This is a genomic window from Mesorhizobium sp. M0208, assembly GCF_040322015.1.
Classification (GTDB): Bacteria; Pseudomonadota; Alphaproteobacteria; order Rhizobiales; family Rhizobiaceae; genus Mesorhizobium.
On record NZ_JAMYSP010000026.1, the window covers coordinates 25,320 to 39,464 of the forward strand.

Here is a 14,145-nt window from a genome sequence, read left to right on the forward strand (position 1 = left end):
AATTGAAGTCATCTTTAATAAGGCACCTCTGGCTAATCCATTTCAAGAGAGGGCGCGATGAATTTCGGAAAGATCCCAGCAGCGACGATGGCGGCCGCTATCGTCGCTCTGTCGATGACGCTGGCCGCCAGGGCCGAAATGGTTGCAGTGACTGACATCACGGGCCGCCAGGTCAAGGTGAACGTCCCTGTCGAGAGGGTAATCCTGGGTGAGGGCCGGCAGGTCTATCTCGTCGCGGCGCTCGAGACCGAGGATCCGTTCAAGCGCATCGCTGGCTGGCGCGAGGATTTCAGCCAAGCGGATCCGGACAGCTACGCCGCCTATCTGGAAAAATTCCCAAGGATGGCGAATATCCCCACGTTCGGCGGTTTCAAGGACGGCACTTTCGACGTCGAGCAGGCGATATCGCTCAAGCCCGACGTCATCGTGATGAACATCGAGTCGAAGCAGGCCACGGAAGACGCCAAGTATATCGAGAAGCTCACCGCTGCCGGCATTCCATTGGTTTATGTCGATTTCCGCGAGCGTCCCTTTACCAACACCGAACCTAGCATGCGCCTGTTTGGCAGGCTGTTCGGCAAGGAGGAGCGCGCCGAGGAATTCATCGCCTGGCGCGCCGCCGAGATCGCGCGCGTTACCGACGTAATCGAGAAGGCCAAGCCGGAAAGGCCCAAGGTCTTCATCGAACGCGCCGGCGGCTATTCGGACGATTGCTGCATGAGCTTCGGCGACGACAATTTCGGCAAATTTGTTGAGATGGCAGGCGGTGACAACATCGCCAAGGACATCATCCCCGGCACCTTCGGCACACTCAATCCCGAACAGATCATCGCCTCCGACCCGGATCAGATCATCGTCACCGGCGGCTCGTGGGAAGCCTATGTACCGGGCGGTGCCTGGGTGGGCGTCGGCCCCGGCCGTGATGAGGCGGAGGCGGTGCGCAAGCTGAAGGCGCTGACCGAGCGGCCGGCGCTGACCGGCGTGAAGGCCGTCGAGGACGGCGCGGTGCATGCCATCTGGCATCAGTTCTACAACAGTCCTTATCAGTTCGTGGCCATCCAGCAGATGGCGAAGTGGCTGCACCCCGATCTTTTCGCCGACCTTGATCCTGAAGTGACCTTCAGCGAGTTGCACAAGAAATTCCTGCCCATCGCATACAGGCCCGGCCACTGGGTCTCGCTGACCGATGTCGATTGAATCGACGGCCGTCAGCACCGCGCTCGACAGCACCGATGGACGAGGGCGTTACCGCGCCCTCGTCTGGCGGCGGCAGTTGATCCTTGCCGGCCTCGGCGCTGCCCTGCTCTTCAGCCTGTGCGTCGACCTTGCGGTCGGTCCCGCCCGCTACGACCTCGGCGAGGTCGTGCGGGCCCTTGTGTTCCCCGACACCGTGCCGCTGCAGGTGCGCGTGGTGCTCTGGGACATCCGCATGCCGGTGGCCCTGATGGCGATTGTCGTAGGGGCGGCGCTCGCCGTGGCCGGCGCGCAGATGCAGACCATCCTCAATAACCCGCTGGCGAGCCCCTTCACGCTCGGCATATCCGCCGCCGCGAGCTTCGGCGCTGCGCTTGCGCTTGCCTTCGGAGTGAGGCTTGTCCCCGCCGCAGTCGAGTATGTAGTGCCGATCAACGCCTTCGTGATGGCGATGCTGGCGGCCTTCCTAATTCATGTGCTGAGCGTCAAGCGCGGCGTCAGCGCGGAGACCATCGTGCTGCTCGGCATCGCGCTGGTTTTCACCTTCAACGCGCTGCTCGCGCTCGCCCAGTTTTTCGCGTCGGCGGAAGCGCTGGCGGCAGTCGTCTTCTGGACAATGGGCAGCCTCACCAAGGCCACCTGGCCTAAGCTTGCGGTCACCACATTCATTCTCCTCGCAGTCTTACCCATTTTCGCCCGGCGCGTCTGGGCGCTGACGGCGTTGAGGCTCGGTGAGGACAAGGCGGCCAGCTTCGGCGTCAAAGTCGGTCGCCTGCGGCTCGAGACGCTCATCCTGGTGAGCCTCCTCGCCGCCATTCCCGTCGCCTTCGTCGGCACCATAGGTTTTGTCGGCCTCGTGGGCCCGCACATCGCGCGCATGGTCATCGGCGAGGACCAACGCTTCTTCCTGCCCGCCTCGGCCCTCGCGGGCGCGCTCATCCTGTCGGCCAGCTCGGTCGTCAGCAAGTCGCTTATCCCGGGGACGGTTTTCCCGATCGGCATCGTCACCTCGCTGATCGGCATCCCCTTCTTCATCTCGCTCATCCTGTCCAGCACGAGGCGCTCATGGTGACGATCCGGCTTGAGGCGCTCGGCGCGCGCTACGGGACGAGCCTCCGGCTTCGGGATGTGACGACGCCAGTGTTCGAGGGCGGAGACATTGTGGCTGTGATCGGTCCGAATGCCGCCGGGAAGTCGACGCTCTTCAGGCGCATCGCCGGCCTCCTGCAAGGACCGGGAGCAATGCATGTCGAGGGGGCCATTCGCGGGACGAGCGGCATCTGCTACATGCCACAGGAAACGTCCGCCAACGCGGTGCTCACCGTCTATGAGTCAGTGTTGCTCGCCCGCAAGCAGGGTAAGGGCTGGTCTGTGGGCGACGATGATCTGGCTCGCATCGACGAGACCCTTGCGGCGCTCGGCATCGCCGACATCGCTTTCCGCAACATTGGCGAGCTTTCCGGCGGCCAGCGGCAACTCGCCAGCCTGGCACAGACGCTGGTGCGCGAGCCGGAGGTCCTGCTGATGGACGAACCGACATCAGCACTCGATCTGTCGCGGCAGGTGGAAGTGCTCGGTCTCATGCGGGAACTTGCCAGGGCGCGAGGCATGGTCGTGCTGATCGCCCTGCACGACCTCAATCAGGCCCTGCGCTTCAGCGATCAGACAATGGTCATCGCGGACGGCCGGCTGGTCGCATGCGGGCCAACGCGGGACATCATCACCTCACATCTGCTGCGGGACATTTATCATCTCAACGCGCGCATCGAGCCGTGCTCGCGCGGCATCGGCCATGTCATCGTGGATGGCGTGGCGGATGGGCGTCGGACGCTCATAATGCCGGCAGCGGAGACCGAATCCGGGCTTCGGAGCAGATTCGAGGCGGCAGCCGTTCCGGCCGCGTGACGGCAACCATTAAGCCGGTTGATCGACGCCCGCACTGATCGACCTGGTCCTCTGACCGCTGGTTGAAGGCGAGAGCGTGCTTGCATTCAACTCAAGGCGTGGCCCGCCAATCCATAGACCCAAGGCCCATTGTCTTCCCGGTTCAGAAAGCGGCGCCCCTTGGACATGGTCGTAACGGTCTCGGCAATGCCGAGGCCGCACTGCTGGAGAAACGCGGCAAACACGCCATCCTTCTCGCGGGTGTCGACGCGGGCAAATCGTCCTGCCAGTCCCTTCAGATGCACGGCTGTAAGATGGACCGCGTCGAAATCGTTTCCCGCGACCATCGGGCCGATCACGTGACCACGCCCGAACTCGCGACACATGGAATAGCCAACGATCTCGCTGCCGCGGCTCAAAGTGCAGATTGAGGCATCGGCCGCGAGCAACGTGAGCAGCCTCTCGCGGTTTGTCCCAAACGCGCGCGTATCCAGCGCCGTGATCTCCTTCAGCCTGTCGCTCGACAGCGCCTGCAATTGACCGTCCAGGGACGGCACTGTTGGGAGGACCGGTGGGACTTCCCCCTGGCGCATGTATACAGTCGCCTCGGTCGTGAAACCGAGCGAGACATAAAGAGGATAGGCAGCATGGGTAGCATTGAGTGCCAAGTTGCGATCGCCGCACTGCTCGAGGACTAGGTCCATGAGCCACCGGCCGCCTCCTTGCGCTTGCGTGCGGGGCGTTGTGATCACTACGCCGATGGTGGCGAAGTCGTCCCCGTGAGGAAACCACATCGCGCTGCCGAAAACGCGTCCAATACCATCAACGGCAACGATGCCCTGGCCGGCGCGACGCAGTAGGTTCCAATCCTTCGGCCGATGAGGCCAGCGGACTGAGATCGACAGCGCGTGCAGCAGCTCAACGTCGACATCATTGATGTCCCGCGCGACCAGTTCGAAGGATTTCAGGCGTACTGATCTCTGCATCTCAGTCGATCCTTCAACAAATGCGCAAGGCACGCGGTGTGACGTTGTGATCGATCGCCATGTCGCGACATGCCTCTTTTGCCGTAGCATTATACGGGAAAGCCAGCAGGTTTCGCTGGTTCGAGGTGCTTTTTCGCAATCTTCGGCCAAAGCATGACGCAATTCGGCAGCGAACTCTGCTGCCTGCGGATACGCTGGTTGCACCCGGTGATAATGTGCGATTAGAGCGGACCGCCATGAACGTGGAAGAAATCCTCGCGACGCTGATTGGATTTCCCTCTGTTGTGGGCACGCCAAACCGCGCGATCGTCGATTGGATCCGCGACTACTGTCAGGCAGCCGGAGCCGAGGTGACGGTTCTGCCAGGTCCCGAGGGCGACCGGTCCAACCTCTTCGTGACGATCGGCCCGCGCCAGGGTCGGGGCTACATCATCTCCGGACATATGGATGTCGTGCCGGCCGGCGAGCCGGAATGGAGCTCGGACCCGTTCGTCCTGCGCGGAGAGGGCGGCAGGCTATACGGCCGCGGCACCACCGACATGAAGGGCTTCCTCGCCTGCACATTGGCCGCGCTCCCAGGACTTGCTGCGATGAACCTGCGGCAGCCAGTTCATCTCGCATTCTCCTATGACGAAGAGGCGGGGTGCCGTGGTGTGCCGCATCTCCTGGCCGCGTTGCCGAGCTTATGCGAGAGGCCGCTTGGCGCCATTGTCGGCGAGCCGAGCCGGATGCAGCCTGTGCGCGCGCACAAGGGGAAGGCCGCCGCGCGGCTCGAGGTGATGGGGCGATCCGGCCATTCCTCACGCCCCGATCTCGGACTCAATGCTGTGCACGCCATGGCCAGCGTCATCACATACGCCGTGGTCTACGGCCAGTCCCTCGCCGACGGGCCGCTCGATAAAAATTTCGAGCCCCCATATTCTTCCTTGCAGGTGGGCGTCATCGCCGGTGGACAGGCGGTCAACATCATCCCTGGCCAATGCACAGCCGATATCGAGGTGCGCGCCGTGCCCGGCGTTTCTCCAGCCTCCCTGCTTGAGCCTGTCAAGACCCGGCTTTTCGCCCTGCGAGACAGCGGCTTCGATGTGGTGTGGCACGAGTTGAGCACCTATCCCGCCCTCGCGCCCGCGAACGGGAGCGCGCTAGCGGCCGTTCTGACCGAGCTGACGGGGCAGGAGCCGCTCACAGCCGTCAGCTTCGGCACGGAGGCCGGGCTTTACCAGCAGGCCGGCATCGACGCGATCATTTGCGGTCCTGGCGACATCGGCCGTGCCCATCGTCCCAATGAGTATATCGAGATCGGTGAACTCGCCGCTTGCCGGAAGATGATCGAGGGGCTCGGCGCGCGTCTTGCGGCCTGAAGGAAGGGCGGTCGCCATGGCGTTTCTTTTCAATTCCGATGCGGCGCGTGCTGCGGTCTTCCGCGAGATATTCGCGCGCGAGCTCCCGGATCTGGTATTCTTCCATTCCGGAGACGAGATGGAGCCGGAGAAGGTGCGCTATCTCATCACCTGGACGGTGCCGGACGAGATCTCGCGCTACCGCAATCTGGAAGTGCTGTTTTCCATCGGCGCGGGCGTCGACCAGTTCAAGCAGGACGGAGTGCCAAGCCATGTGAAGCTTGTGCGCATGGTCGAGGACGGCATCATACGCATGATGCAAGAATACGTCGCGCTCGGCGTGTTGGCGCTCCACCGCGAGATGCCCGCCTATCTTGAGCAGCAGAAAAAGTGCTTGTGGAAACCGATTGCCGCTCGACAGGCGGCCGAACGCCGGGTTGGCTTTCTCGGCCTTGGCATGCTGGCCCGCGCGGCTATCGAGCGCTTGAAGCCGTTCGAGTTTCAGCTTGCCGGGTGGAGCCGCAGCGAAAAGCGGATCGAGGACGTCGCCTGCTTTCACGGCACGGACCAACTCGCGGGCTTTCTGAAGCAAACGGATATTCTCGTCTGCCTGCTCCCGCTCACGGAACAAACGCACGGCATGCTCGATGCGGAGTTCTTCGACTTACTGCCCGCCGGGGCGCAGCTGCTGCATGTCGGCAGGGGTCCGCAACTGGACCAGACCGCGCTGATCGACGCGCTCCACACCGGTCACGTATCTGCGGCGATGCTTGATGTCACCGATCCAGAACCGCTCCCGGAAAACCATCCGCTGTGGTCGCATCCGAAGGTGATGATAACGCCGCACATCGCCTCGGTGACGCAACCGCATACGGCGGCACAATCCGTCGTCGACAACATTCGGCGCCACCGCGCCGGAGAAGAACTGATCGGCCTCGTCGATCGGACACTCGGCTACTAACAAGGAAACATCACATGTCACTTCTGATCACGATCGACACAGTTCCAGACTTTGCGCCGAAGGAGGCATTACCGGCTCCGGAGCGGCTCATTTCCGGCAATCCATCCTTCAAGACCTGGGCGCAGGATGCCTCGAAAGGTGAGAAGGTTCTGACCGGCGTCTGGGAGGCGACGCCCGGCGAGACGCATTCGATCAAGGGCACTATCTACGAGTTCTGCCATATCATTTCGGGTCTCGTCGAAATCGAGGAGAAGGGCGGTGAGACCAAGACCTACCGCGCCGGCGACAGTTTCGTGATGAAACCCGGTTTCGTCGGCGTCTGGCGCACGATCGAGACCGTGCGCAAGATCTACGTCTGCGTTGATGACTGAGTTCAGTGCTCAAGGTCTGGCCGAATAGCGCGCGGCGGTTCCAGAACAATCGGCTTTCCAGGTTCCGCCTGACGCGATTCGACGCCGTCGGAGGGCTCAACCTCGACGGAAAATGCGGCGGGCGGTCGACTACTGTTTCCAGTGACGCCAGTGCGAATGAGGACCTCCATCCATGAAGACCTACAAGATAGCGCTGATCCCCGGCGACGGCATCGGCAAGGACGTGACGCAGGCGGCATGGCAGGTGCTGCAGGCGGCGGCTAAGCAGGGCGGTTTCGTCCTTGATGACACAAGATTCCCGTGGTCGTGCGCCTACTACCTGGAGACCGGTGCAATGATGCCGTCAGACGGCATCGATACACTCCGAAAATTCGATGCGATCTATCTCGGCGCTGTGGGCTGGTCCGCGGAAGTGCCCGACTCAGTATCGCTTCACGGACTGCTCCTGCCGATCCGGAAAGGCTTCACGCAGTACGCCAACATACGACCGCACCGGCTGTTGCCGGGCGTTCAGGGGCCCCTCCGCTCCGATGGTTTCGATATCCTGTGCATCCGCGAGAATACGGAAGGCGAATATTCCGGCGCCGGTGGGCGCGTTCATTCCGGCACGGCCGATGAGGTCGCGGTTGAGACTGCGATCTTCACGCGTGCGGGTGTCGAACGGATCATCCGTTTCGGTTTCGAACAGGCGCGGGCGCGTCGCAAGAAGCTCGCATCTGTCACCAAATCCAACGCGCAGAAACACTCCATGGTTTTCTGGGATGAGGTCACGCGCGAGGTGGCGAAAGACTATGCTGATGTGGAGGTCTCGCACTACCACATCGACGCCATTGCCGCCCGGATGGTCCTGGCGCCGGAAAGCCTCGACGTAATCGTCGCATCGAACCTTTTCGGCGACACCCTCACGGATATTGGAGCGGCCATTCAGGGAGGGCTGGGTTACGCCGCCTCCGCCAATATCAATCCCGATCGCAGCGCGCCTTCCATGTTCGAGCCGGTCCATGGTTCGGCGCCCGACATCGCGCATCTCGGCGTCGCCAATCCGATCGCCGCGATCTGGTCCGGTGCCATGATGCTCGAGCATCTGGGCGAGGGGCACGCTGCGGCGGAAGTAATGTCGGCAATCGAGTCCGCAACCGCGCGGGGGATTGGCACGATCGCAGGCAAGGACAGGACTGAAACGATCATGCAGGCCGTGCTGGTGGGATTAAGCTGAAAGGGCAGAGGAAAGACCATGAATGCGATGACGAAGATTGGCATGTTCAACGACTCCGACCTTTTTCGCCAGCAGGTGCTGATTGGCGGTGTCTGGCGGGATGCGGAAACGAAGGGCGCGGTCGATGTCATTGCCCCTGCCAGCCAAAGTGTTCTCGGCACCGTTCCCGCAATGGGGGAGAACGAGACGAGAGCGGCAATCGCTGCCGCGGCCGAGGCCTTCAAGGGCTGGAAGAAAAGGACGCATGCCGAGCGTGCAGGATTTCTGGAGCGCTGGCACGACCTCATCCGCCAGCACGAACAGGATCTCGCGCTCCTGCTGACGCTGGAACAGGGCAAGCCGCTTGCCGAGGCGTTGGCAGAAATCCGCTATGGCGCATCTTTTGTGAAATGGTTCTCCGAAGAAGCGCGCCGGATCGGTGGTTCGACCATTCCCTCACCCACGGCCGATCGCCGCATTCTGGTGCTGAAAGAACCCGTCGGCGTCTGCGCCATCATCACGCCGTGGAATTTCCCCAACGCAATGATCGCACGCAAAGTAGCACCGGCGCTGGCCGCAGGTTGTACGGTTGTCATCAAGCCGTCGGAATTTACGCCATTCTCGGCGCTGGCGCTCGCCGTTCTGGCGGAACGGGCAGGTATTCCTGCAGGCGTGATCAACATTGTGACCGGCATGCCCGTCGAAATCGGCAACGAACTGATGGCCAATCAGACGGTGCGCAAGATCTCGTTCACCGGTTCGACCCGCGTCGGTGCGCTGCTCATGCGTGGCGCGTCCGATAGCATCAAGCGGCTGAGCCTGGAGCTTGGCGGCAACGCACCCTTTATCGTCTTTGACGACGCCGATCTGGATAAGGCAGTTGAAGGGGTGATCGCATCCAAGTTCCGCAATGGCGGTCAAACCTGCGTCTGCGCGAACCGGATTCTTGTGCAGGAAGGCGTTTACGACGCCTTCGCCGAAAAGCTGAGCCGGCGCGTCACGCGGATGAAGGTTGGCGCAGGGACAGATGAGGGCACTGAGATCGGCCCGATGATCAACGCAGCCGCGATCGACAAGATCGAGCGTCACATCGCCGATGCTCAGGCGAAAGGTGCGCAGATCATAGCCCAAAGCGAGACGATGCCGGAGGGTAAGCAATATGCACGGCCCGTCGTGCTGGGAGAAGCTACTACGGGGATGCTCCTGGCATCGGAAGAGACGTTCGGTCCAGTGGCGCCGCTTTTTCGCTTCGAGACGGAGGAAGAGGCCATCGCCATTGCGAACGGTACGCCGTTCGGCCTTGCCGCCTACTTCTACACCGACAACCTCAAGCGCTCATGGCGTGTTGCCGAGGCGCTCGAGTTCGGTATGGTCGGGCTCAACACAGGCATGATCTCGACCGAGGTTGCGCCTTTCGGCGGTGTCAAGCAATCGGGAGTGGGGCGCGAAGGATCGCAGCTCGGCATCGAGGAATATCTCGAGGTCAAGGCGCTTCATGTTGGCGGGCTTAACTAGTTATCTTGCACGCAGGTGGAAACACTTGCAGCCCTAAAGCATTGGAACCACAAGAAAGGGGCGGTGAAAACCGCCCCTTTCTTTTCGCGACCAAGCGCCTCGTCTGGTGCGACTGCGCCAGCAAAAAAATGTTCAGGCGAACTCCCGAACGGGCTCCAGTCCGACGGCGCCGGCCAGACCGCCGATATCCTTGATTTCGGTATATTCGTAGAAGGGGTTCGCAGGCTCATGGCCGCGGTTCACCCAGACCTTGCTCTTGATGCCAAGATCATAGGCCGTCATGAGATCGTAGCGGAATGAAGACGACACATGTGTAATGTCCTCTGGGCCGCAGCCGAGCTTGTCGAACATATATTCGAAGCCCTTCATCTGGGGCTTGTAGGCGCCGGTCTCCTCGGCCGTGATGACCATGTGAAAGGGTGCGCCGAGCTTCTCCACATTCGACATGATCAGGCTCTTCATGGAGTTCGACAGGATCACCAGCGGAATCTCCTTGGCGACCTTGGCCAGGCCCGCCGGGACATCCGGGTGCGGACCCCATGTCGGCACTTCCGCATAGATGCGCTGGGCATCTTCGGGCCGGAATGCGACGCCGTTGCGCTTGCAGGTCCGTTCCACGGAATTGTGCACGACCTCGCTGTACGGCTTCCAGGCGCCAAGAACCTCGTCGAGGCGATAGGCCGAGAAATCCTTGATGAACTGCGTCATCCCAGTTGGGGAGAGCTGCGCGCCGTATACGCGTCTCGCCGCACCGGCCATGTCGAAGTTGGTCAGCGTACCATAGCAGTCGAAGGTGATGTATTTCGGTCTGAACTGGGTCATGGGCGTCGATCCTTCCAATCGTGTCGGCACCGCGTGCCTTTAACAGCAAGGATCATAATGAGGACCGCAGAAGACTAGTCGCCGCATTCGAGCGCCCTGAAGCAGATTGTTTTGTATTGCGTGAGAGCTTTGGCAGGGAGTTGCGCCTGAGTTCGTTTTCGAGCTTCGGCGGGAGCGCGATCTCTCAGCCGTGCTGGCATAAGATGCGGTGCCAGCGGCAAAGGAAAGTCAAAACGCCCATCGCTCAGGTTCTGGTCGGGAGGAACTGCTGTCCGCGGCGGCCTATCTTCGGCCTAGGCGAATTCAGGCCCGAAATGATCCGTGACCGCGCAGCAGATCACGCTGGAAAACGAGCTGAAGGACGAAACCGCACCACACCGGACTTACGCTCTCGTAAGTCAGGCCCTACGCTGAATCGGAGGAAGCAAATGCTGGCAAACTCACTGATCGAACTCGATCGCGCACATCTGGTTCACCCGTTTTCATGCTATCGGAGCCACGAGAAGACGGGCGTGCGGGTGCTCAAATCCGCCAAAGGCGCAACCGTGACCGATGCAAGCGGGAAAACCCTGCTGGACGGATTCGCCGGCCTATGGTGTGTAAATATCGGATATGGCCAGGAAAGCGTCATTGAAGCAGCGGCAAAGCAGCTAAGAGAACTTCCCTATGCGACGGGATATTTCGGGCTCGGATCCGAGCCTGCCATTCGCCTTGCTGCCAGGCTTGCCGAGTTGGCGCCCGGCGATTTGAACCATGTCTATTTCACGCTTGGCGGCTCCGACGCAGTCGACAGTACGATCCGCTTCATTCGCTATTACTACCATGCCAAGGGTACGCCGCAAAAGGACCAGTTCATCTCGGTGGAGCACGGCTACCATGGATCCTCGACGGCAGGGTCAGGTCTGACCGCGATCCCGGCTTTTCACGCAGGTTTCGGCGTGCCTTACGACTGGCAGCACAAGATTCCCTCCCACTACGCCTATCGCAATCCAGTCGGTTCCGATCCGCAGGCGATCATCGGCGCATCGGTCGCGGCCCTGCGGGCCAAAATTGCAGAACTCGGCGCGGGCCGCGTTGCGGCCTTCTACGCCGAACCAATCCAGGGTTCGGGCGGTGTCCTCGTTCCACCGACAGGTTGGCTGAAGGCTCTGCACGCCGTGTGCAAGGAAAACGACATTCTGTTCATTGCCGACGAAGTTATCACTGCGTTTGGCCGCACAGGCCCTCTCTTCGCCTGTGAGGAAGACGAGGTCGTGCCGGATTTCATGACCACGGCGAAGGGACTGACCTCGGGCTACGTGCCGATGGGCGCCGTCTTCATGTCGGACCATGTGTACAATACGATCGCGGACGGAGCCGGCAAAGCGGCTGTCGGCCATGGCTATACCTATTCGGCCCATCCCGTGAGCGCGGCGGTCGGGCTCGAATGTCTGCGTCTCTATGAAGATGGCCTGCTCGAGAATGGGCGGAAGGTGGGGAAGCGGTTGATGGAAGGCCTTCGCTCGCTCGCCGACCACCCGCTGGTTGGCGACGTTCGCGGTCGCGGCATGCTGGCAGCAATCGAGTTGGTCACCGACAAGGCACGCAAGACACCGCTGCCGGCGGCGGCCGATCCGGGGCGCCGCATCTTCGAGCGCGCGTGGGCGAACGGCCTTGTCATCCGCGCCTTCAACAGCGGCATCCTCGGCTTTGCGCCGCCGCTCTGCTGCACCGAGGACGATATTGATGGAATCCTCGAACGCACGCGGATGACGCTGGACCAAACCCTCGAAGATAAGGATGTGCGGGCAGCGATGAAGGCATGATCAGCGGGCGCATTGCATTGACCAGGGCTAAACTCACGCCGCCCGGGTCTTTCGCATGTGTCCCGGCCTAAGTATCAGCCCAGACGCTTCTTTCTCCGCTGTACGAACGCTTGGCTCGGCGTCACCGAGGCTTCACGTCCGCCACTTGCCAAACCTGGTCAGCGGCGCACCCACTGATCGACTTTTGCCCCTGTCACCCATCGCGCAGCAAAGATGATGGTCGGGCGATTTGTCTCCACGAATCGTCGTCCTCGCATCGGCCATTCTGAAGCTCAGCGAGGTCGATCGTGACTCGTTGCACGGCGAGTTCGGGTCTCTTCGGCCTGGAGCCCGCCATTGAGACAATTCCCGCCCGCTCAAGGGCCGCCAAGGAGCGGGATACGTTCGGCTGCGGACGCGCCGCCAACCTGCACAGCTCCGTGATGCTTTGCGGTCGATACCGATGGATCAGCGCCACCAGCCGACAATTCTCAGGGGTCAACGCCCGCAGAATCTCTTCCGGCGCACACGACTGAGCCATTGTTCAGGGACCACCCGGCCCCCTGAGCCGTCGCCGCCGCCATCACTGTCGTGCGTGTTTTCCTAAGTAAGAGTGCTTTCCAGGTGAACAATGGCCTCGAGGAAAGACGGAAATGCCTCTTTTACCCTGTCGAGGCTTTCCTGCACCTTGTCGGTTTTCAGGTCAAAACCGTACCGATGCCTCACCAGGTGACGGAATCCGTTTAACTCACTCAAGGACTGATAAAGCTCGGGGTCGAGCACAGCCGGCCGGATGCCTGCAATTTCCGCCGACATCTGATCGAGCACGTCCTGGTGCATCGTAGGCCCTTGGAGAACGAGGCCGTCTATGTCGTTGGAGAGGCTGAGCAGGATGTCCTCGATGCTGTTGTAGACATTGTGGACTCCCAGCGAACTGCTGCGATCGCGCCCCATTTGCCGAGTGACAGCTCACTCCGATTCGCCAGATATTCCTCGCTTGCTGCAGTTCCTTCGCAGCGGTCGATTTTTGGCGACAGTTTTGCGAACGCCGGATGCTTAAACGCTGCCATTAAGCAATTCCTGCACTCGTTCGGACGAAACGTCTGAGGCAAAGATCAGGTCATAAGGAATGTTCGTTCCCCGAAGCTGGTCTGCGACCAAGCGCTCCACCATGGCCCGGCGCGCGGGATCAGTGCGTCCGTGCACCAGCAGATCTACGTCAGAGTGGACGCGGAAACGGTTTTTCGCGAGGGATCCGACAACAGAGATATCGACGCCGCGGGCTTTGGCGTTCCGGAGAATACGCGATACACAGGCTTGCGCAGTCATCCGGCGATCGTCAGCTCTTCGGTGGATCAAAGTGTCAATCTTGTTCATCTTTTCGCCTGTTGCCTTTGCTCCAACTGTGACCCGAGGGGAGATTGTCGCAACTCCGCAAGCTGTGCGCGCTACCTGCCTATACATGATTCATATTCACGCCATTTGACGACAGGGTGGCAATGACGGCCTCCCCCGAAACGGACATCGTCATTCGACAAATGCCGCGCGCAACAAGATGGAGCTTGGCACGAGCGCCCGCTGCTTGAGGACCGAGCCGGAGCTGCATTCTCATTTGTCGAAAATGATGTCGAGAGGCAAATGGGATTTCACGATCGGTGACTTCAGCACGACGAAGCTGAAATATTTGTCGATTCCGATATCCAATTCGATCATGCGCTCCATAATCGTCTGGTACTCGCTGATGCCTGCTGTGACAAACTTCACAAGATAGTCGTATCCGCCTGAAACCAGATGGCATTCGATGACCGAATCGACTTTCTGAATTGCGGTGAGAAATCTCGCGAAGTCGTTCTGTTGATGGTGCTTGAGCGTGACTTCGGTGAAGATGGTTAGAGTCTGTCCGAGCTTGGACACATCGATCTGGGCGGAATAGCCGGTGATGAAGCCTTCCGCCTGAAGCTTCTTCACCCGCATCAGGCAAGGGCTCGGCGAAAGGTTGACAAGGTCGGCAAGCTCGACATTCGTGACTCGCCCGTTCTTTTGCAGTTGGGATAAGATCTTGATGTCGATCTTGTCGAGCTTCATTGGAAACC

At 60.9% G+C, this 14,145-nt stretch carries 15 protein-coding genes; 9 read left to right on the top strand and 6 right to left on the bottom strand.

The features are described from left to right. The first annotated feature begins 87 nt into the window (after nt 1-87). Genes NKJ17_RS23145 through NKJ17_RS23155 form a run of 3 tightly spaced genes read left to right on the top strand, consistent with a single transcriptional unit; the run spans nt 88 to nt 3,099 of the window. On the top strand, nt 88-1,197 hold the full coding sequence (locus tag NKJ17_RS23145) for an ABC transporter substrate-binding protein (protein ID WP_352507766.1): 1,110 nt from the start codon (nt 88-90) through the stop codon (nt 1,195-1,197). After that, nucleotides 1,187-2,266 (top strand): FecCD family ABC transporter permease, encoded by a 1,080-nt coding sequence (locus tag NKJ17_RS23150; RefSeq protein WP_352690090.1) that lies wholly within the window; start codon nt 1,187-1,189, stop codon nt 2,264-2,266. The genes NKJ17_RS23145 and NKJ17_RS23150 overlap by 11 nt, the downstream gene beginning before the upstream one ends. Beyond that, a complete protein-coding gene (locus tag NKJ17_RS23155; protein ID WP_352507703.1) occupies nt 2,260-3,099 on the top strand; it encodes an ABC transporter ATP-binding protein in 840 nt (279 codons plus the stop codon). The genes NKJ17_RS23150 and NKJ17_RS23155 overlap by 7 nt, the downstream gene beginning before the upstream one ends. Before the next feature lie 86 nt (nt 3,100-3,185). Here the strand turns inward: NKJ17_RS23155 and NKJ17_RS23160 are convergent, their stop codons facing one another. After that, nucleotides 3,186-4,064, bottom strand: a complete 879-nt coding sequence (locus NKJ17_RS23160) for a GNAT family N-acetyltransferase (protein WP_352507704.1) — start codon at nt 4,062-4,064, stop codon at nt 3,186-3,188. 236 nt (nt 4,065-4,300) lie between these two features. Here NKJ17_RS23160 and argE point away from each other — a divergent pair, with 236 nt between their 5' ends. From argE to NKJ17_RS23185, 5 genes are all read left to right on the top strand, one after another. Continuing rightward, nucleotides 4,301-5,425, top strand: coding sequence for an acetylornithine deacetylase (argE, locus tag NKJ17_RS23165; protein WP_352507705.1), 1,125 nt, complete (start codon nt 4,301-4,303; stop codon nt 5,423-5,425). 16 nt (nt 5,426-5,441) lie between these two features. Then, entirely contained in the window at nt 5,442-6,365 is a 924-nt protein-coding gene (locus NKJ17_RS23170; RefSeq protein ID WP_352690093.1) for a 2-hydroxyacid dehydrogenase, read from the top strand. A gap of 14 nt (nt 6,366-6,379) precedes the next feature. Then, nucleotides 6,380-6,736 carry a cupin domain-containing protein gene (locus tag NKJ17_RS23175; RefSeq protein WP_352507708.1) on the top strand — a complete coding sequence of 119 codons (357 nt, stop codon included), beginning with the start codon at nt 6,380-6,382 and terminating at the stop codon, nt 6,734-6,736. Between the two features lie 172 nt (nt 6,737-6,908). Next, nucleotides 6,909-7,952, top strand: coding sequence for a tartrate dehydrogenase (locus NKJ17_RS23180; protein WP_352690095.1), 1,044 nt, complete (start codon nt 6,909-6,911; stop codon nt 7,950-7,952). Nucleotides 7,953-7,970: 18 nt separating this feature from the next. Next, nucleotides 7,971-9,446 carry an NAD-dependent succinate-semialdehyde dehydrogenase gene (locus NKJ17_RS23185; protein WP_352690097.1) on the top strand — a complete coding sequence of 492 codons (1,476 nt, stop codon included), beginning with the start codon at nt 7,971-7,973 and terminating at the stop codon, nt 9,444-9,446. A gap of 132 nt (nt 9,447-9,578) precedes the next feature. On the opposite strand, the gene NKJ17_RS23190 is transcribed toward NKJ17_RS23185, so the two are convergent. After that, nucleotides 9,579-10,268, bottom strand: coding sequence for a haloacid dehalogenase type II (locus tag NKJ17_RS23190; RefSeq protein WP_352507713.1), 690 nt, complete (start codon nt 10,266-10,268; stop codon nt 9,579-9,581). Nucleotides 10,269-10,696: 428 nt separating this feature from the next. On the opposite strand from NKJ17_RS23190, the gene NKJ17_RS23195 reads away from it, so the two are divergent. Next, entirely contained in the window at nt 10,697-12,073 is a 1,377-nt protein-coding gene (locus tag NKJ17_RS23195; protein ID WP_352507715.1) for an aspartate aminotransferase family protein, read from the top strand. Nucleotides 12,074-12,266: 193 nt separating this feature from the next. Here the strand turns inward: NKJ17_RS23195 and NKJ17_RS23200 are convergent, their stop codons facing one another. The 4 genes from NKJ17_RS23200 to NKJ17_RS23215 all read right to left on the bottom strand — a co-directional run bounded on the left by NKJ17_RS23200 (nt 12,267) and on the right by NKJ17_RS23215 (nt 14,137). Continuing rightward, a complete protein-coding gene (locus NKJ17_RS23200; RefSeq protein ID WP_352507717.1) occupies nt 12,267-12,593 on the bottom strand; it encodes an HVO_A0114 family putative DNA-binding protein in 327 nt (108 codons plus the stop codon). Nucleotides 12,594-12,655: 62 nt separating this feature from the next. Next, nucleotides 12,656-13,006: a ribonuclease toxin HepT-like protein gene (locus NKJ17_RS23205; protein ID WP_352507718.1), complete on the bottom strand. Its 351-nt coding sequence runs from the start codon at nt 13,004-13,006 to the stop codon at nt 12,656-12,658. Between the two features lie 102 nt (nt 13,007-13,108). Beyond that, the gene (locus tag NKJ17_RS23210) at nt 13,109-13,429 is read right to left on the bottom strand and encodes a nucleotidyltransferase domain-containing protein (RefSeq protein ID WP_352507720.1); all 321 of its coding nucleotides are present in this window, start codon (nt 13,427-13,429) and stop codon (nt 13,109-13,111) included. Nucleotides 13,430-13,660: 231 nt separating this feature from the next. Then, on the bottom strand, nt 13,661-14,137 hold the full coding sequence (locus NKJ17_RS23215; protein WP_023718597.1) for an Lrp/AsnC family transcriptional regulator: 477 nt from the start codon (nt 14,135-14,137) through the stop codon (nt 13,661-13,663). Nucleotides 14,138-14,145: the final 8 nt, after the last annotated feature.